This window comes from Pseudomonas sp. UBA5568 (assembly GCF_002425525.1).
GTDB classification, from domain to species: Bacteria; Pseudomonadota; Gammaproteobacteria; order Pseudomonadales; family Pseudomonadaceae; genus Aquipseudomonas; species Aquipseudomonas fulva.
Genome location: NZ_DIMK01000016.1, coordinates 28,310 through 47,654 on the forward strand (window position 1 = coordinate 28,310; position 19,345 = coordinate 47,654).

Below are 19,345 nucleotides of genomic sequence, written 5' to 3' on the forward strand. Positions count from 1 at the left end.
GGCTCATAACCCGAAGGTCGTTGGTTCAAATCCAGCCCCCGCAACCAGCTTCAGCGAAGCCCCTTTTCAGGGGCTTTTTGCTAACCGAACAGTTCAGGCGTCGTTGTCCAACGGCGCTTTCAGGGATGGGCGCTTCGCCCATTTTTTATTTGCACAGCATGCACGAGGGGGTTCAGGTGTCGAGCAAGCTAGAACAGTTGCAGGCCTTGTTGGCCCCGGTTGTCGAGGGTCTGGGCTATCAATGCTGGGGGATCGAATTCGTTTCCCAGGGCAAGCATTCGGTATTGCGTATCTACATCGACAAGGAAGGCGGCATTCTGGTGGAGGACTGCGAAGCTGTCAGCCGTCAAGCCAGCGCCATCCTGGATGTCGAGGATCCGATCAGCAGCGAGTACACCCTCGAGGTGTCTTCTCCAGGCATGGATCGCCCACTGTTCACACTGGAACAGTTTGCCTCGCATGCCGGCGAACAAGTGAAGATCAAGCTGCGCTCACCCTTCGAGGGTCGTCGTAACTTCCAGGGCCTTCTCCGCGGTGTGGAGGAGCAGGATGTGGTGGTCCAGGTGGACGACCAGGAGTTCCTACTGCCGATCGATTCGATCGACAAGGCCAATATTATTCCCAGTTTTGACTGAGACGTGCCGGGCCCGACGGATTATCCGGGCCCAATGGCTTGCGCAAGGCGAGGCGTACGATGAGCAAAGAAGTACTGCTGGTTGTTGAATCGGTATCCAACGAAAAAGGTGTACCGCCCGGCGTCATTTTCGAAGCGCTGGAGGTGGCCCTGGCCACCGCAACCAAAAAACGTTTTGAAGACGAAGTCGACCTGCGTGTGGAGATCAACCGCCACACCGGTAGCTACGAGACTTTCCGTCGTTGGACCGTGGTCGATGAAGCCGACCTCGATGATCCGGCCATCGAAACCTGGCTGGACAAGATCAAGGACACGCATCCCGAAGCCAAGATTGGCGACGTGATCGAAGAAAAGATCGAATCCATCGAGTTCGGCCGCATCGCCGCGCAGACCGCCAAGCAGGTCATCGTGCAGAAGGTCCGTGAGGCCGAGCGTGCGCAGGTGGTCGATGCCTACCGTGAGCGTGTGGGCGAAATCATCTCCGGTACCGTCAAGAAGGTCACCCGCGACAACGTCATCGTCGACCTGGGCAACAATGCCGAGGCGTTGCTGGCCCGCGAAGACATCATTGCACGCGAAACTTTCCGTGTGGGTGTGCGCCTGCGTGCACTGCTCAAGGAAATTCGCACCGAAAACCGTGGTCCTCAGCTGATCCTGTCGCGCACCGCGCCGCAGATGCTGATCGAGCTTTTCCGCATCGAAGTGCCGGAAATCGCTGAAGGCCTCATCGAAGTCATGGCCGCTTCCCGTGATCCGGGTTCGCGAGCCAAGATCGCCGTCCGCTCCAAGGACAAGCGCATCGACCCGCAAGGCGCCTGCATCGGCATGCGTGGGTCGCGCGTCCAGGCCGTATCCGGAGAGTTGGGTGGTGAGCGTGTGGATATCGTTCTCTGGGACGATAACCCGGCGCAGTTCGTCATCAACGCCATGTCGCCGGCTGAAGTCGCGGCGATCATCGTTGATGAAGATGCCCATGCCATGGACATCGCCGTCGCCGAAGACAACCTGGCTCAAGCCATTGGCCGTGGCGGTCAGAACGTTCGCCTGGCCAGTCAGTTGACTGGCTGGACCCTGAACGTGATGACCGAGAAGGACATCCAGGCCAAGCAGCAAGCCGAAACTGGCGACATCCTGCGCAATTTCATCGATGAACTGGAAGTCGACGAGGAGCTGGCCCAAGTGCTGGTCGACGAAGGCTTCACCAGCCTTGAAGAAATTGCCTACGTACCGTTGGAAGAAATGCTCAACATCGATGGCTTTGACGAAGATATCGTCAATGAGCTCCGCGCTCGAGCCAAGGACCGTTTGTTGACCAAGGCCATCGCTACCGAAGAAAAACTGGCAGACGCCCATCCGGCCGAAGACCTGCTCTCCCTTGAGGGCATGGACAAGGACCTGGCGGCGGAACTGGCGGTGCGCGGCGTGGTTAACCGCGAAGACCTGGCCGAGCAGTCGATCGACGACCTGCTCGACATCGACGGCATCGACGAAGAGCGTGCCGGCAAGTTGATCATGGCCGCCCGAGCCCACTGGTTCGAGTAATTAGGCGCGGCCTGAGGAGAGAAGTGCATGACGCAAGTCACGGTGAAAGAACTGGCCCAAGAGGTCGAGGCACCGGTAGAGCGCCTGCTGCAGCAGATGCGTGAGGCAGGTCTGCCGCACACCGACGCCGGTCAGGTAGTGACCGACAATGAGAAGCAGACCTTGCTGACTCATTTGAAGAGCAGCCACAAGAGCAAGGCGGAAGAACCGCGCAAGATTACCTTGCAGCGCAAAACCACCAGCACCCTGCGTGTCGCCGGTAGCAAGAGTATCAGCGTAGAAGTACGCAAGAAGAAAGTATTCGTGCAGCGCAGCCCGGAAGAAATCCAGGCTGAGCAGAAGCGTGAGCTCGAAGAACGCCGTGCAGCTGAAAACGCTGCCCGCGACAAGGTTGACGCTGAAGTGCGTCAGCGCAACGAAGAGCAGGCGCGTCGCCAGGCTGCTGATGCCGCCGCTTCCGCTCCGGCTCCGGCGGCCAAGGCAGAACAGGCTTCTGCCCCTGCCGCTGCGCCGGTCGTAGCCAATGCGCCGACGTCGGAAGACGCTGCCGCCCGTGCGGCCGAGCGCAAGAAAGACGAGACCCGTCGCAACGAAAGCCGCACCCGTGATGACGACCGTCGTCGTGGCGAGGCGCCACGTGTGTCGATCAAGGTCAAGGTCAAGGAAAAGGAAAAGGCTCCGACGCCTCGTGCCGCGCCGCGTACCACCGACGAAGAGAGCGATGGCGCTCGTCGTGGTCGTGGTGGCAAGAGCAAGCTGAAGAAGCGTAACCAGCACGGCTTCCAGAACCCGACCGGTCCGGTCATTCGTGACGTGACCATCGGCGAGACCATCACCGTCTCCGAGCTTGCCAACCAGATGTCCGTCAAGGGCGCTGAAGTGGTCAAGTTCATGTTCAAGATGGGCACCCCGGTGACCATCAACCAGGTGCTCGATCAGGAAACCGCTCAGCTGATCGCCGAAGAGCTGGGCCACAAGGTCACGCTGATCAGCGATTCCGCCCTGGAAGACTCCCTGGCCGAATCCCTGAAGTTCGAAGGCCAGACCGAGTCCCGTGCGCCGGTCGTCACTGTCATGGGTCACGTCGACCATGGCAAGACCTCGCTGCTCGACTACATCCGTCGTGCCAAGGTTGCTGCTGGCGAAGCCGGTGGTATCACCCAGCACATCGGTGCCTACCACGTGGAAACCGACCGCGGCATGGTCACCTTCCTCGACACCCCTGGCCACGCTGCGTTTACCCAGATGCGTGCCCGTGGTGCCAAGGCGACCGACATCGTCATCCTGGTGGTGGCGGCGGACGACGGCGTGATGCCACAAACCCGCGAAGCCGTTCAGCATGCCAAGGCAGCTGGCGTACCGCTGGTGGTTGCGGTCAACAAGATCGACAAGCCTGGTGCTGACCTTGATCGCATCCGTAACGAGCTGTCCGTCGAAGGCGTGACCTCCGAGGACTGGGGTGGTGACACGCCATTCGTCAAGGTTTCGGCCAAGATGGGTACCGGCGTGGACGAGCTGCTCGAAGCGGTGCTGCTGCAGGCCGAGATCCTCGAGTTGACCGCTACGCCGACCGCCCCAGGGCGCGGTGTGGTCGTCGAATCGCGTCTGGACAAGGGCCGCGGCCCAGTCGCTACCATCCTGGTTCAGGACGGTACGCTGCGTCAGGGCGACATGGTGCTGTGCGGCTCCAACTATGGCCGCGTTCGCGCCATGCTGGACGAGAACGGCAAGCCTGTGAAGGAAGCTGGCCCGTCCATCCCGGTCGAAATCCTTGGCCTGGACGGCACACCGGAAGCCGGCGACGAGCTGTCGGTAGTGGCTGACGAGAAGAAAGCCCGCGAAGTTGCCATGTTCCGTCAAGGCAAGTATCGCGAGGTCAAGCTGGCCCGTGCTCACGCAGGCAAGCTGGAAAATATCTTCGAGACCATGGGTCAGGAAGAGAAGAAAACGCTCAACATCGTTCTCAAGACCGATGTGCGCGGTTCTCTCGAAGCGCTGCAGGGTTCGCTCGGCGGCCTGGGCAACGACGAAGTGCAGGTCCGTGTCATTGGTGGCGGCGTAGGTGGTATCACCGAGAGCGATGCCAACCTGGCGCTGGCTTCGAACGCAGTACTGTTCGGCTTCAACGTGCGTGCCGATGCCGGTGCGCGCAAGATCGTCGAGCAGGAAGGTCTGGATATGCGTTACTACAACGTGATCTACGACATCATCGAAGACGTCAAGAAAGCCCTGACCGGCATGCTCGGCAGCGATGTTCGCGAGAACATCCTGGGCGTCGCCGAAGTGCGTGACGTGTTCCGTTCGCCGAAGTTCGGCGCCATCGCTGGCTGTATGGTCATCGAAGGTACCGTCTACCGTAACCGTCCGATCCGCGTACTGCGCGACGACGTGGTCATCTTCGAGGGCGAGCTGGAATCGCTGCGCCGCTTCAAGGACGATGCCGCCGAAGTGCGTAACGGCATGGAGTGTGGTATCGGCGTGAAGAGCTACAACGACGTCAAGGTCGGCGACAAGATCGAAGTGTTCGAGAAAGTCCAGGTGGCTCGTACCCTCTAAGGGTGAGCAGGTTGCAAGCGCCTTGGCGGGCGCTTTGCAGCACCTCTTCAGGCAGCGCCCGGTCAGGCATCGTTCTGACCGGGCGTTTGCCGCTTTACGTTACAGGTAACAAGAATGGCCAAAGAATATAGCCGTACCCAACGCATTGGCGATCAGATGCAGCGCGAGCTGGCTGAGCTGATCCGTCGTGAAGTCAAGGATCCGCGTGTCGGTCTGGTCACCATCACTGCCGTGGATGTGAGCCGCGACCTGGGCCATGCCAAGGTGTTCATCACCGTGATGGGTGAAGAAACCCCCGATGCCGTGCAGCAGTCGCTCAAGGCCCTGAACAGCGCCGCCAGCTTCCTGCGCCTGCACCTGGGTCGCTCCATGCAGCTGCGCAGCGTGCCGCAACTGCATTTCCACTTCGACGAAAGCGTCAGCCGTGGCGTGCACCTGTCGGCATTGATCGAGCGTGCAGTGGCCGAAGACCGCCTGCACAAGGATGCCGACGAGTCTGGCACCAAGGAGTAATCGGTGGCCCAGGTCAAACGCATTCGCCGCAATGTCAGCGGCATCATCCTGCTGGACAAGCCCTTGGGCTTCACCTCCAACGCTGCCTTGCAAAAGGTGCGCTGGTTGCTCAATGCAGAGAAGGCCGGTCACACCGGTAGCCTCGACCCGCTGGCCACTGGCGTCTTGCCGCTGTGCTTCGGCGAGGCCACCAAGTTTTCGCAATACCTGCTCGACTCCGACAAGGGTTACGAGACGGTCATGCAACTGGGCCAGACGACCAACACCGGCGATGCCGAGGGCGAGGTGCTGCGCACCCGCGAGGTGACCGTTGGTCGCGCCGAACTGGAAGCCGCATTGCCCGGTTTTCGTGGCCCGATCAGCCAGATACCGCCCATGTACTCGGCTCTCAAGCGTGACGGTCAGCCGTTGTACAAGCTGGCGCGTGCAGGAGAGGTAGTGGAGCGCGAGGCGCGTTCTGTTACTATTAGCCGTCTTGAACTGCTCGAGTGCGAAGGCACCCGTGCACGCTTGAGCGTTGGCTGCAGCAAAGGCACCTATATTCGTACCCTGGTGGAGGATATCGGTGAAGTGCTGGGCTGCGGTGCGTATGTCGCAGAGCTGCGCAGGACGCAGGCCGGGCCTTTCGCGCTGGCACAGACCGTCACCCTCGAGGCACTCGAGCAGGCCCACGCCGAAGGCGGCAACGAAGCGCTCGATCGTTTCCTCATGCCGTCAGACAGCGGACTGCAGGATTGGCCGATGGTGAGCCTGTCCGAGCACAGCGCGTTCTACTGGCTGCATGGGCAGGCAGTGCGTGCACCGGACGCGCCGCAATTCGGCATGGTTCGTGTACAGGATCACAATGCCCGCTTCATCGGTATCGGTGAGGTGAGCGAAGACGGGCGGATCGCGCCACGTCGACTGATTCGGTCGGAATGACCGAAACCATGGGCCCAGGCAGGTGCCGAGGTCCGTGGAGCAGAGGGTGGCTGTCAGTAGGCACGGTCACACCTCTTTCTATTGATACAGGGATAAGTCCCTGGCCTATTGGAACCCGTTCGCGGGGTCCGTTTAATCAGGAGAAGCCTCATGGCCCTCAGCGTTGAAGAAAAAGCTAAGATCGTTGCCGAACACCAGCAAGCCGCCGGCGACACCGGTAGCCCGGAAGTACAGGTTGCTCTGCTGACCGCCAACATCAACAAGCTGCAAGGCCACTTCAAGGCCAACGACAAAGACCACCACTCCCGTCGTGGTCTGATTCGCATGGTCAACCAGCGTCGTAAGCTGCTGGACTACCTGAAGGGCAAAGACACCACCCGTTACAGCGCGCTGATCGCTCGCCTGGGCCTGCGTCGCTAATAGCGGCCTGGTTGGTGGTGTGCATGGCGTGCCGCTGGCTTCGACAGGGCTGTTTCACAGCCTTGTCGTGGGGCACGCCACGCATGACTTCGAGGCTGGCAGCCTGGTAACTCGAGCGGTTTTTTCGTTCGGTTCCAAGCTCCCGGCCTCGAGTTGTATCTGGACGGTAGACAGGGCCGACTCCCTGCACTGCCCAAGCATTCGCAAGAAAACAGTTCCCCCAAGAGCCACTGAAGAAGGTAGGAAACCGTGAACCCGGTAATCAAGACATTCCAGTTCGGTCAATCGACCGTTACTCTCGAAACGGGCCGCATTGCCCGTCAGGCAACCGGCGCCGTGCTGGTCACCGTCGACAACGACGTCACCGTGCTGGTGACCGTGGTCGGTGCCAAGCAAGCTGATCCAGGCAAGGGCTTCTTCCCGTTGTCGGTTCACTACCAGGAAAAAACCTACGCTGCCGGCAAGATCCCCGGTGGTTTCTTCAAGCGTGAAGGCCGTCCTTCCGAGAAAGAAACCCTGACCTCGCGCCTGATCGACCGTCCGATCCGTCCGCTGTTCCCTGAAGGGTTCATGAACGAAGTGCAGGTCGTCTGCACCGTGGTTTCCACCAGCAAGAAGACCGACCCCGATGTCGCCGCGATGATCGGTACCTCGGCGGCCCTGGCCATCTCCGGCATTCCATTCGAAGGCCCGATTGGCGCGGCACGCGTTGCCTTCCACGAAAGCACCGGCTACCTGCTGAACCCAACGTACGAGCAACTGGCGGCTTCTAGCCTGGACATGGTCGTCGCCGGTACCGAAACCGCCGTGCTGATGGTTGAATCGGAAGCCAAAGAGCTCACCGAAGACCAGATGCTGGGCGCCGTGCTGTTCGCCCACGATGAGTTCCAGGCCGTCATCCAGGCCGTCAAGGAACTGGCTGCCGAAGCCGGCAAGCCAACGTGGGACTGGCAGCCCGCCGCCGCCAACACCGAGCTGATGAACCTGGTACGCGCCGAGTTCGGCGAGCAGGTTTCGCAGGCCTACACCATCACCCAGAAAGCGGACCGCTACACCCGCCTGGGCCAGCTGCGCGATGAAGCCATCGCCCGCCTGAGCAACGAAGAAGCCGGCCCGACCGCTGGCCAGATCAAGGAAATCTTCGGCGAGCTGGAATACCGCACCGTGCGCGAGAACATCGTGAACGGCAAGCCGCGCATCGACGGCCGTGACACCCGCACCGTGCGCCCGCTGAACATCGAAGTCGGTGTTCTGCCCAAAACCCACGGCTCGGCACTGTTCACCCGTGGCGAAACCCAGGCGCTGGTCGTTGCCACCCTCGGTACTGCCCGTGACGCACAGTTGCTGGACACCCTGGAAGGCGAAAAGAAAGACCCCTTCATGCTGCACTACAACTTCCCACCGTTCTCGGTCGGTGAGTGTGGTCGCATGGGCGGCGCTGGCCGTCGTGAAATCGGCCACGGTCGTCTGGCGCGTCGCGGCGTGCAGGCGATGCTGCCAAGCGACAGCGAGTTCCCGTACACCATCCGTGTCGTCTCGGAAATCACCGAGTCCAACGGTTCCAGCTCCATGGCTTCGGTCTGCGGTGCCTCGCTGGCCCTGATGGATGCCGGTGTACCGATGAAAGCACCGGTTGCCGGTATCGCTATGGGTCTGGTCAAGGAAGGCGAGAAGTTTGCCGTTCTGACCGACATCCTGGGTGACGAAGACCACCTCGGCGACATGGACTTCAAGGTAGCCGGTACCGCCAAGGGCGTCACCGCCCTGCAGATGGACATCAAGATCAACGGCATCACCGAAGAGATCATGGAAATCGCCCTGGGCCAGGCCCTGGAAGCGCGCCTGAACATCCTCGGCCAGATGAACCAGATCATTGCCCAGTCGCGTACCGAGCTGTCGGCCAACGCGCCGACCATGATCGCCATGAAAATCGACTCGGACAAGATCCGCGACGTGATCGGCAAGGGCGGCGCCACCATTCGCGCCATCTGCGAAGAGACCAAGGCTTCGATCGATATCGAAGACGACGGCTCGATCAAGATCTTCGGCGAAACCAAGGAAGCGGCAGACGCTGCCAAGCAGCGCATCCTGGGCATCACTGCCGAGGCCGAGATTGGCAAGATCTACGTGGGCAAGGTCGAGCGTATTGTCGACTTCGGCGCCTTCGTCAACATCCTGCCTGGCAAGGATGGCCTGGTGCACATCTCCATGCTGAGCGATGCGCGCGTCGAGAAAGTCACCGACATCCTCAAGGAAGGTCAGGAAGTCGAAGTGCTGGTACTGGACGTGGATAACCGCGGCCGTATCAAGCTGTCCATCAAGGACGTCGCGGCTGCGAAGGCTTCTGGCGTCTGATCGCCTAGCGCTTCACAAAGGGCTCCCGCGGGAGCCCTTTTTTTGGATCTATACTGGGCTGTGCCCGTGTAAATACAAAAACATACACGGAACTTTTAGCGGACTTGCATCTTGCATGCAGGTTTATCGCGCAGGTTGCAGAATGCACGAGCCTTGAAAGATGCAATGATACGTAACTCATTGATTTAAAAGGAATCAAGCGAAGCGTAAAACCTGGCACAAGCCATGCAACTACCTGTTTACCTGCCGCCAGACACATGGCGCAGACCTTTCGAAAAACAGGAGTGACTCACATGAAGAAGTTCGCCATTGCTGCCGCTACTGCTACCGCTCTGACCCTGACCATGGCCAACGCCGCTTTCGCAGCCCAGGCCACCCAGGCTCCGGTAATGCTGGCTGCCAACACTATGGATGACGCTAAGCAAGAAGGCTCTGACACCTGGATCACCACCAAGGTCAAAGCGGACCTGCTGACCGAGAAAGGCGTACCAGGCAGCGACATCAAAGTAGAAACCAGCCACGGCGTAGTCTCTCTGTCCTCGGACGTCAAAGTGACCGAGTCGCAAAAAGAAGTGGCCGTGCGCGTTGCCAAGAACATCAAAGGCGTCAAGAGCGTAATGGCTGACGGCCTGAAAGCTGAATAAGGATCGCCCTGTCGGCCAAATGGATTTGGCCAGCTACAACAAAAGCCCCGGCCTGTGCCGGGGCTTTTTCGTGGAAGCTTTCATTGAGCCGCATAGGTTTGGCATCAAGCCTTAGGAGTCACGATCAGTCGGCATCCAGGTGCATTGGCGTGACAACGCGGCCATCTTTTTCGGGCTGCCCCAGGTGGGTGTCGATGAAGTACACCCTATCGTCTTCAAGCTTGGCTTTGTCCACCAGGTAATCCTTGATACTGCTGGCCCGCTCCTGCCCCAGAGTGCGTAACAGAGCCGTGCTTTCGGCCCAGAACTTGAGCACGGCGTTGCGAAGGTTGGCAGTGCGCGCGTCGCGGTCAAGCTGCTCCCATTCGGCAGGCGGTTGCTGCTTGAGGCGGCTGCGGTAAATGCCTTCGAGCATCGCTGGCTTGTCGGCCTCGTCGACCACCATCAGGGACGCACTGGCCGGTACCTTGTCACCGCGCCGCTGCAGAATCTTGTACCAGGAGGCCTGATATTCCCGCTCCAGACGCTGTTGGGCAAGAATGGGGCCGTCGCTTGCCTGAGCGCTGGTGCCTTCGATTTCCAGGCGCAGTTCCGGCCGCTTTCTCAGCCCTTCGGCAAGTTTATCCAAGGATGCTTGGGCATCGCCTGCCAGCTCGCTGGACCCGGGTGCAAAGGCCACAGTGCCCAAGTCTTCGGCGCCGCCTCCGGCAACAAGGCCACCGATGAGCTTGAACGGTGCCTGCGCGGCGCGCAGCACCAGGTTGCGCAAGGTTTGCCACACGATCGGCATCACGCTGAACTGCGGGTTGTTCAGATCGCCCGCAACGGGCAACTCGATGGAAATCTTGCCGTGAGTGTCTTTGAGCAGCGCCACTGCGAGGCGAATCGGCAGATCGACCGCGTCCGGGCTGTCCACTTTCTCCCCAAGTTGCAACTGCTCAACGACCACCTTGTTCTCGGCTTTGAGTTGGCCCTTGGTGATCAGGTAGTGCAGGTCCAGGTTCAGCCGGCCTTTGCGGATGCGGTAGCCGGCAAACTTGCCCGAGTAGGGCGTCAGGGTGGTCAGTTCGACGCGTTTGAACACGGCGGCGATGTCCAGGCTCGCGAGTGGGTCGAATGGGTTGAGGCCACCTTTGATGGTGACGGGTGCGTACCGGTCAACCTTGCCTTGCACATCCACCGGGGCAGGGAGGGGCTTGCGGTTATCGATGGTCCCCACCTGGCCGTTGAGCTGTTGCACGGCCGTGGCGAAATTGGGCGTGAGCGACAGGTCGGCGAAGTTGGCCGAACCGTCCTTGATCACGATCTGGCCAATGTGGATACCGAGCGGCTTTTCCTCGGTGGCGCTTGCAGGCTGGGGCTGGGCCTTGGCAGGCGCATCGTTTGACTGTGGGATCAACAGGTCATTGATGTTGGTAGTACGGTCTTCGTTGATGATGAAGCGTGCATAAGGCTGTTGCAGTGTCACCTTGGCGATCGACAGGGCATCGCCATGCACATACGTCAGGCCATCGAGGTTGACCTGCTGCCATTTGACGAAGTCCCGGCTCTTGATGGTGTCGAGGGTGTGCAACTGATTCACCTGCGCTTTGCCGCTTACCGTCAAGGCCAACGGCGAGGTACTTTTCAGGTCCACCTTCAGGTCGCTGTCGAGCATACCGCTGCGCAGCTCCAACAGAATGAAGGGGCTGATGTAGGCTTGGGCTAACCGCAGGTCGATGTCCCGGGTGCCGACATCCAGCTTGGCCCACACCGGCGCCAGGTTGACCTGGCCCTGGCCCTGCAGGGTGCCTTGCTTGCCGATGCCGGTGTCGAACTTGACCGTGAAGGGCTTCTGGTTGAGGCTGTCGAAGCCCTTCAAGTCAGCGTTCAAGGGGCCTACGTCCAGGGTGACCGGTTCTTTTTGCGTGCGGTCTGCCAGGTGAACACGGTAGTTCCTGAGCTGGACATCATTAAGCAACACCTGCCAGGGCTTGCTTGGGGCCGCTGGCGTCTGCGGTGCAGCTGAAGCCCCTGCAGTGGGCGGCTCGGCCTTTTCAGCTGGTGTTGGCTTGCCAGGCTCGCCGGCAAACAGCACCTGCCAATCGAGCTGACCGTCCTTCTCCAGCGCTGCCCAGGTTTCCAGTTTTTCACTGCGTACCTTGCCGATCGTGACCTGCTGCTTGACCAGGTCGACGGAGGCATCACTCAACTCCAGATTGGCGAGCCTTGCCAACGGACGACCATTCGGAGCCTTGATGGCAAAGGGCGCCACCCGCACCGAGGCTTTTTCCAGGCGCAGTTCGGTCTTATCTGCCAGGTTGAGCCGATAATGCGTGCTCAGGCTGAGCTTGCCGTCTTCCAGCACCAAGGGCACCGCATCGCGCACATAGGGCCAGAACAGCTTCATCTTGCTGTCGGTGACCTTGAGCGTGCCTTCGGACGCGATAGGCGCTAGGCTCAACGTGCCCTGCCAGTCGATGCGCCCACCGTTGGGACCGTTGGCCACCATGGTCATGTCGGCATTGTCATTGGCGAGGGTGCTGAGGTTCTTCAATTCCAGGCCAAGGTTGTCGTAGAGAAACTCGATCGGCTCGCTGGGACGCAGGTCTTCGAAACGCACGAAACCCTGCTCAAGCTTGATGCTGCCGATACGCAGCGGGAAAGGATCGCCTGGGGGTGTATCGGGCTCGCTTTTGCTGGCAGGCAGTTGGAAAAGGCGAGCGAGGTTGAGCGTGCCATCTTTGGCAAATAGCACTTCGGTGCGTGGTTTGACCAACTCGAGGGCGTCAAGGTGCAGCGCGCCGGTCCATAGGCTGTCCAGCGACAGGTTGGCGTACAGTTTTTCGAAGCCAACCTGCTCTTTACCGGGCTCGCCGATTTGCAAGCCCCACAAGGTCAACTCAAGGCTGAAGGGGTTGAACTCGGCCCGCTGGAGGTGGGCCGGCACCGTGGCGTAGTGGGCGAGCTGCTGGTTGGCGATACGCAGCGCGACGCCCGGAAGAATGAAAAAGCCAAGCAGGCTGTACAGGGCGAGCAACGCCAGCAGTGCGCCGATGGCGCGAGTCAGTCCTTTGTACATGAATCGCTTCGTCTGTCCGGGCCGGGATGCCTTGGAGTATGGCACGTTAAATCAGTTCCGCTGAGGTGCGCTCAGTGCTTATTCGATGCCCATGCGGCGCCTGGCCCGGTGCGCAGACCCGTCGCGCATGGCCCAGCGCAATACCGGTGCGGTGCCTTGCACGCCCAGGCGGATCAACCGTTTTTGCCAATGGCCCGGTTCGAGGCCAAGCTGCTGTTGTGCCCACTGTGGCAGCAGCTCGATACCGGCGTTCAGCATCAGCTTGCCCACCGGTTTTGCCAGTCGGCTGGGCGCAGGGGCGTCGAGCAGAATACCCATGACTTCCTGACTGCGGGCATCGCAGCTCAGTTGTGGGCGCATCGCATGCAGGTAGTGTTCGACCTCACGGCGCGAGCGTGGCACGTCCAGGGCGCCCAGGCGTTCGGCGATCAGGGCGATTTCCTGGTAGTAAGCGTCTTGGTCGGCCAGGGACAAGCGGGGGTTGCGGTAACGCAAGTGAGCGGCCAGAAAGCTGCTGACCTCGGCCACATGCACCCAGGTCAGCAGGTGAGGGTCGCTGGCCGCATAGGGGCGGCCATCCGGCGCGGTGCCTTCGACTTGCAGGTGTATCCGGCGCACTTTTTCGATCAGCCAGTGCGCATCTTCGGTCGCACCGAACGTGGTCCCTGAAATGAACTGGCTGGTGCGCCGCAGGCGCCCGATCAAGTCATGGCGAAAGTTGGAATGGTCCCAGACCCCAGCGAGCGCCAGCGGGTGCAGCAACTGCAGCATCAGTGCGCTGATGCCGCCGACCAGCATGCTGGGGAAGTCGCCATGCACCCGCCAACTGACACTGTCGGGCCCGAACAGGCCAGGGTCGCCCTTGGGCGACTCCAGGTCGAGCTGCCCCAACGCCAGGCCGGTGAGGCTCATGGCTTGTTGTTCGATACGGCGGCGAAGCGCTTCCATGGTGACCTGCAGGGCTGGGCAGCCTGGGTAGCGGCCGCCGGTTATCGGTTCAGGCGAGTGTCGATCAACCCTTGGACGACGCTCGGGTCGGCCAGGGTAGAGGTGTCGCCTAGGCTGTCGAGCTCGTTACAGGCGATCTTGCGCAGTATACGCCGCATGATCTTACCCGACCGTGTCTTGGGCAGAGCCGGAGCCCATTGCAGCAGCTCGGGCTTGGCGAAGCTGCCGATCTCCTTGCCGACGAGCGCCAGTAACTGGGCCTTGAGGTCTTCATCGGGGCTGACACCGTTCATGGTGGTCACGAAGGCGTATACACCCTGGCCCTTGAGATCGTGGGGGTAACCCACCACGGCTGCTTCGGCCACGCTGTCGTGAAGCACCAGGGCGCTTTCGACCTCCGCCGTGCCGATGCGATGTCCGGACACGTTGATCACATCGTCCACGCGCCCAGTGATCCAGTAATGCCCGTCGGCATCGCGCCTGGCGCCATCCCCGGTGAAGTAGTAGCCGGGCATGGGCTTGAAGTAGGTGTCGACCATGCGTTGGTGATCGCCATGGACGCTGCGAATCTGCCCCGGCCAGCTGGCCTTGATCGCCAGCAGCCCAGCCCCTGGACCCTCGATGACCTGGCCCTTGTCGTCAAGCAGCACCGGCTGCACGCCGAACATGGGTTGGGTGGCGCAGCCAGGCTTGAGGGTCTGGGTGCCGGGCAGTGGCGTGAGCATGATGCCGCCGGTTTCGGTCTGCCACCAGGTGTCGACGATGGGGCAGCGGCGCTGTCCGACCTCATCGAAATACCAATGCCAGGCTTCCGGGTTGATCGGTTCACCCACGCTGCCCAGCAAGCGCAGGCTCGCACGGGAGGTACTTTGCAGGGGCGCAAGCCCTTCGCGCATCAGGGCGCGCAGGGCGGTGGGTGCGGTGTAGAAGATATTGACCTGATGCTTGTCCACCACTTGCCAGAACCGCGAGCTGTCGGGGTAGTTGGGCACGCCCTCGAACATCAGCGAGATGGCGCCATTGGCCAGAGGGCCATACACGATGTAACTGTGGCCGGTGACCCAGCCGACGTCGGCGGTGCACCAGAAGACTTCCCCCTGCCGGTAGTCGAACACCACGTCGAATGTCATGGCCGCTTGCAGCAAGTACCCCGCCGTGGTGTGCAGCACGCCTTTGGGTTTGCCGGTGCTGCCGGATGTGTAGAGGATGAACAGCGGCGCCTCTGCCTCCATCGGTTCGGGCGGGCAAGTCTCGTCGACCTGCTCGATGGCGTGGTGGTACCAGAGGTCACGACCGTCGTCCCACGCGACATCACCCCCAGTGCGCCGCACGACCACGACGGTGCTGACGGCTGGGCAACTGGCCAGCGCCTTGTCGACATTCTGTTTGAGGGCGATGCGCTTGCCGCCGCGTACGCCTTCGTCAGCGGTGATGACGGTGCGGCAGTCGGCATCGAGGATACGGTCACGCAGCGCGTCGGGGGAAAAACCACCGAACACCACGGAGTGAACAGCGCCTATGCGCGCGCACGCGAGCATGGCGAACGCGGCTTCGGGGATCATCGGCATGTAGATGCATACCCGGTCACCTTTGGCCACGCCTCGCGACTTCAATACATTGGCCAGGCGACATACCTGGCGGTGCAGTTCACGGTAGCTGATGGCCTTGGTGTCGCTAGGGTCGTCGCCTTCCCACAGCAGGGCGGTCTGCTCGGCCCGCGTGGCCAGGTGGCGATCGATGCAGTTGTAGCTGACGTTCAGTTGGCCTCCGTCGAACCAACGGGCCTGGCCGGTGCGCAGGTCCGACCGTTGAACCTGGGACCATGGCTTCATCCAGGTCAGGCGTTGCGCTTGAGCGGTCCAGAAGGTATCCGGGTCTTCGACCGACTGGCGGTACAGGCGGTCATAGTCGTCCTGGGAAAGGGCTGCCGCCTGACTGACGGCGAGGGCGTGCGGGTAATGTCGGAGATCGAACATGGCGGTGGTCCTGCTCTTGTAAGGGGCGAGGCACGGCAACGGCTATTGAGTAGGACAGTTTTGGGGGGAGGGGTGTTCAACCGGTCCGGCGATTGGGCGGTCACGGGCTACAGGGACAGCGGAGCTGCAGAGTGGCTTGCTGCGCAGGCTTCACTCACGTGCGATAGGCGCTGCGCGGCAGCCCCGCAAATCGCCCGGAAGCGAACTGCAGAAGCTACGGCGCACTTTTTTCACGCCCTGCCTGACAAGCAGGATGCACTGCCAGGCAGAGGGTGGGATCAGCCGCGATGGCGGCCGCGGAAGTAATTGATCAGGCCCTGGGTAGAACCGTCCTCGGCAACCTCTTCCTGGCTGCCCACAAGACGCTGGTACACACCCTTGCCCAGCTCCTTGCCCAATTCCACGCCCCATTGGTCGAAGGCATTGATACCCCAGACCACGCTCTGCACGAACACCTTGTGCTCATACATGGCCACCAGGGCGCCCAGCCGGCGTGGGCTGATACGCTCGACCACCAAGGTGTTGCTCGGACGATTGCCCGGAATGACCTTGTGCGGGGCGAGCTTTTGCACATCGGCTTCGCTCATGCCCTTGGCACGCAGTTCGGTCTCGGCTTCCTCGCGCGTCTTGCCCAGCATCAGCGCCTGGCTCTGGGACAGGCAGTTGGCGTACAGCCACTGGTGGTGGTCGGCCACCGGGTTGAAGCTGACAACCGGCACGATGAAGTCGGCCGGGATCAGCTGTGTGCCCTGGTGCAGCAATTGGTGATAGGCATGCTGGCCGTTGCAGCCCACGCCGCCCCAGATCACCGGGCCGGTCTCGGTTTTCACCGGGGTGCCGTCCTGCAGCACGCTCTTGCCGTTGGACTCCATGTCCAGCTGTTGCAGGTGCTTGGTGATGTTGCGCAGGTAGTGGTCGTACGGCAGGATCGCGTGGCTGCTGGCACCCCAGAAATTGCCGTACCACACGCCCAGCAGCGCCAGCAGCACGGGCATGTTCTTCTCGAACGGCGCGCTCTGGAAATGCTGGTCCATGGTGTAGGCACCGGAGAGCAGTTCCTTGAAGTTGGCGGTGCCGATGGCAAGCGCAATCGGCAGGCCGATGGCGGACCACAGCGAATAGCGCCCACCGACCCAGTCCCACATCGGGAAGATGTTCTCTTCGCGGATGCCAAACGCCACGGCGGCGGCCTTGTTGCTGGAAACGGCGATGAAGTGGCGGTACAGCTCGGCTTCCGAGCCGCCCTGGGCCAGGTACCAAGTACGCGCGGCCATTGCGTTCTTCAGGGTCTCGAGGGTGTTGAACGACTTGGACGAGACGATGAACAGGGTGGTTTCGGCGCGCAGGCTGGCCGACAGTTCGTGGAACTCGCTACCGTCGATGTTCGCCAGGTAATGGCAGCGTACACCGCGCTGGGCGTAAGGCATCAGCGCTTCGGATACCAGTTCCGGGCCCAGGAACGAGCCACCGATACCAATGTTGACTACGTCGGTGATGGGCTTTTCGCTGTAGCCACGCCACAGGCCATCATGGATGCGGCCTACCAGCTCGGTGATCTGGTTGAGCACCTTGTGCACTTCCGGCATGACGTTCACGCCGTTGACGCTGAGCTTGTCACCCACCGGGCGGCGCAGGGCGGTGTGCAGCACCGGCCGGCCTTCGGAGGCGTTGATGATCTCGCCGCTGAACATCGAGGTGATGGCGTCCTTGAGGCCCACTTCGTCGGCCAGGTTTACCAGCAGGTCACGTGTCTGTTCGGTGATCAGGTTCTTGGAATAATCCAGGAACAGGCCACAGGAGCTCAGGGAGAATTGTTCGAAGCGCTGAGGATCGGCGGCGAAGGCTTCACGCATGCTGAAGCCTTGCATGGCATCGCGGTGCTGCTTGAGCGCCTGCCAGGCGGGTAGAGCCGTGACATCGTGGGGGGTACGGTAATACGCCATTGCGCGGGGGTCCCTTGGTCCGTGGTGATGCGTTGGACACGGCAGTCATTGCCGGGTTCAGGCTGGCATCATTATAGGCAAAGGTCCGGCGCTGGGAATGGGGGGCGTTCAAGTAGATGAGGTGCCTGGGCACCCCAGGCCGTTCAGGCAGTCGTGTCCTGCACTTGCACGTACAGGTTGTCGATCAGGCGGGTGTTGCCCAGGTAAGCCGCCGCGATGACCACCAGGTCTCGGTCATCGACCACGGCCGGGCGCAGGGTCAGGGCATGCCGTACTTCCAGATAATCGGTGCGCAGACCGGCTGTGCTCAACTGGGCCTGGCCGTCGGCCACCAGCGTGGCGAAGTCCTTTTGGCCATGGGCGATGGCAGCTGCCAGTGTCTGGAGTACCCGATACAGCACTGGCGCTGTTGCCCGCTGCTCTGGGGTGAGGTAGCCGTTGCGCGATGACAGTGCCAAACCGTCTGCGGCGCGCACCGTAGGCAGGCCCATCACCTGGATCGGCATGTTCAGGTCGCGCACCATGGCGCGGATGACTGCCAGCTGCTGATAGTCCTTTTCGCCAAAGACCGCGAGGTCAGGCTGCACCATGTTGAACAATTTGCTGACCACGGTGGCCACGCCTTCGAAGTGCCCTGGCCGACTGGCGCCGCACAGCCCTTGCGACAGGGTGGGCACGCTGACCCGCGTCTGCACGCTCATCCCGTCCGGATACATTTCATCCACGCCAGGGGCAAACAGCAGGTTGCAGCCCGATTCGACCAACAGCTGCTGGTCGGCTGCCAACGTGCGAGGGTATTTGTCCAGGTCTTCATTGGCCCCGAACTGCAGCGGGTTGACGAAGATGCTGGCAACGACGAAGTCGGTGCATTGCGCGGCCTTGACCACCAGGGCCGCATGGCCGCTGTGCAGGTTGCCCATGGTCGGCACGAAGCCGATGCGCTTGCCTTCGTTGCGGGCGCGGGCTACGGCGGCGCGCAGCTCCCGCACGGTCTTGACTGTATTCATGCGCTGAACCCGTGTTCACTGGCGGGGAAGGTGACCTGCTTGACGGCCTGGACATAAGCGGCGAGGGCGCTGGCGATGTCAGGTTGGCCGTCCATGAAGTTCTTCACGAACTTGGGCACCCGACCGCTGAGAGACAGGCCGAGCATGTCGTGCAGCACCAGTACCTGACCATCGGTGGCGCTGCCGGCACCAATGCCGATGACCGGGATGCGCACGGCCTGGGTGATCGCTGCGGCCAGATCGCTCGGCACGCACTCGAGCAACAGCATCGCGGCGCCCGCGGCTTCAAGGGCGATGGCATCGGCCTGCATCTGCCGGGCTTGTGCCTCAAGGCGGCCTTGTACTTTATAGCCGCCGAGCACGTTTACGGTCTGAGGTGTCAGGCCCAGGTGGGCGCACACAGGCACGCCGCGCTCGGCCAGCAGCCGGATGGTCTCGGCCAGCCAGGCTGCACCTTCGATCTTGACCATGTGGGCGCCGGCCTGCATCAGCGCCGCACTGTTGGCAAAGGCCGATTCGGGCGTGGCGTGGGCCATGAAAGGCAAGTCGGCGAGAATCAATGCGCCGTGATTGCCGCGCTTGACCGAGGCGGTGTGGTAGGCCATGTCTGCCGTGGTGACCGGCAAAGTGCTGTCATGGCCTTGCAAGACCATGCCCAAGGAGTCGCCCACCAGCAGGACGTCGACGCCAGCCTGGCTGGCTGCCTTGGCGAACGTCGCGTCATAGCAGGTCAGCATGGCGATTTTTTCACCCTTGGCCTTCAGGCCATTGAGGGTGGAAAGGGTTACTTCAGGCATGTAGAGAGTTCCTCATTCTGGCGCCAGG

General features: G+C 61.5%; 14 protein-coding genes. 8 read left to right on the top strand and 6 right to left on the bottom strand.

What is annotated here, in order from left to right; genetic code table 11:
- Positions 1-176: 176 nt before the first annotated feature.
- From rimP to B2S33_RS05045, 8 genes are all read left to right on the top strand, one after another.
- A complete protein-coding gene (gene rimP, locus B2S33_RS05010) occupies positions 177-635 on the top strand; it encodes a ribosome maturation factor RimP (protein WP_027915409.1) in 459 nt (152 codons plus the stop codon).
- 59 nt (positions 636-694) lie between these two features.
- Positions 695-2,176 carry a transcription termination factor NusA gene (gene nusA / locus B2S33_RS05015; RefSeq protein WP_023533184.1) on the top strand — a complete coding sequence of 494 codons (1,482 nt, stop codon included), beginning with the start codon at positions 695-697 and terminating at the stop codon, positions 2,174-2,176.
- A 27-nt stretch (positions 2,177-2,203) separates the two neighbouring features.
- Entirely contained in the window at positions 2,204-4,732 is a 2,529-nt protein-coding gene (infB, locus tag B2S33_RS05020; RefSeq protein WP_027915408.1) for a translation initiation factor IF-2, read from the top strand.
- A 114-nt stretch (positions 4,733-4,846) separates the two neighbouring features.
- Positions 4,847-5,245: a 30S ribosome-binding factor RbfA gene (gene rbfA, locus B2S33_RS05025; RefSeq protein ID WP_012274243.1), complete on the top strand. Its 399-nt coding sequence runs from the start codon at positions 4,847-4,849 to the stop codon at positions 5,243-5,245.
- Positions 5,246-5,248: 3 nt separating this feature from the next.
- Positions 5,249-6,166: a tRNA pseudouridine(55) synthase TruB gene (truB, locus tag B2S33_RS05030; protein ID WP_049696582.1), complete on the top strand. Its 918-nt coding sequence runs from the start codon at positions 5,249-5,251 to the stop codon at positions 6,164-6,166.
- 150 nt (positions 6,167-6,316) lie between these two features.
- Positions 6,317-6,586: a 30S ribosomal protein S15 gene (gene rpsO, locus B2S33_RS05035; protein WP_023533188.1), complete on the top strand. Its 270-nt coding sequence runs from the start codon at positions 6,317-6,319 to the stop codon at positions 6,584-6,586.
- 249 nt (positions 6,587-6,835) lie between these two features.
- Entirely contained in the window at positions 6,836-8,941 is a 2,106-nt protein-coding gene (gene pnp / locus B2S33_RS05040; RefSeq protein ID WP_023533183.1) for a polyribonucleotide nucleotidyltransferase, read from the top strand.
- Between the two features lie 293 nt (positions 8,942-9,234).
- The gene (locus tag B2S33_RS05045) at positions 9,235-9,585 is read left to right on the top strand and encodes a BON domain-containing protein (protein WP_027915406.1); all 351 of its coding nucleotides are present in this window, start codon (positions 9,235-9,237) and stop codon (positions 9,583-9,585) included.
- 124 nt (positions 9,586-9,709) lie between these two features.
- On the opposite strand, the gene B2S33_RS05050 is transcribed toward B2S33_RS05045, so the two are convergent.
- The 6 genes from B2S33_RS05050 to panB all read right to left on the bottom strand — a co-directional run bounded on the left by B2S33_RS05050 (position 9,710) and on the right by panB (position 19,317).
- Positions 9,710-12,646, bottom strand: coding sequence for a DUF748 domain-containing protein (locus tag B2S33_RS05050; RefSeq protein ID WP_288649993.1), 2,937 nt, complete (start codon positions 12,644-12,646; stop codon positions 9,710-9,712).
- 78 nt (positions 12,647-12,724) lie between these two features.
- Positions 12,725-13,594 carry an oxygenase MpaB family protein gene (locus B2S33_RS05055; RefSeq protein WP_110607464.1) on the bottom strand — a complete coding sequence of 290 codons (870 nt, stop codon included), beginning with the start codon at positions 13,592-13,594 and terminating at the stop codon, positions 12,725-12,727.
- Between the two features lie 41 nt (positions 13,595-13,635).
- Positions 13,636-15,570 carry an acetate--CoA ligase gene (acs, locus tag B2S33_RS05060; protein ID WP_288649996.1) on the bottom strand — a complete coding sequence of 645 codons (1,935 nt, stop codon included), beginning with the start codon at positions 15,568-15,570 and terminating at the stop codon, positions 13,636-13,638.
- Between the two features lie 278 nt (positions 15,571-15,848).
- Positions 15,849-17,513: a glucose-6-phosphate isomerase gene (pgi, locus tag B2S33_RS05065; protein WP_027915403.1), complete on the bottom strand. Its 1,665-nt coding sequence runs from the start codon at positions 17,511-17,513 to the stop codon at positions 15,849-15,851.
- A 143-nt stretch (positions 17,514-17,656) separates the two neighbouring features.
- Positions 17,657-18,520, bottom strand: a complete 864-nt coding sequence (gene panC / locus B2S33_RS05070) for a pantoate--beta-alanine ligase (protein ID WP_027915402.1) — start codon at positions 18,518-18,520, stop codon at positions 17,657-17,659.
- Entirely contained in the window at positions 18,517-19,317 is an 801-nt protein-coding gene (gene panB / locus B2S33_RS05075) for a 3-methyl-2-oxobutanoate hydroxymethyltransferase (RefSeq protein ID WP_023533158.1), read from the bottom strand. Before panB ends, panC begins: the two co-directional genes overlap by 4 nt.
- Positions 19,318-19,345 lie beyond the last annotated feature (28 nt).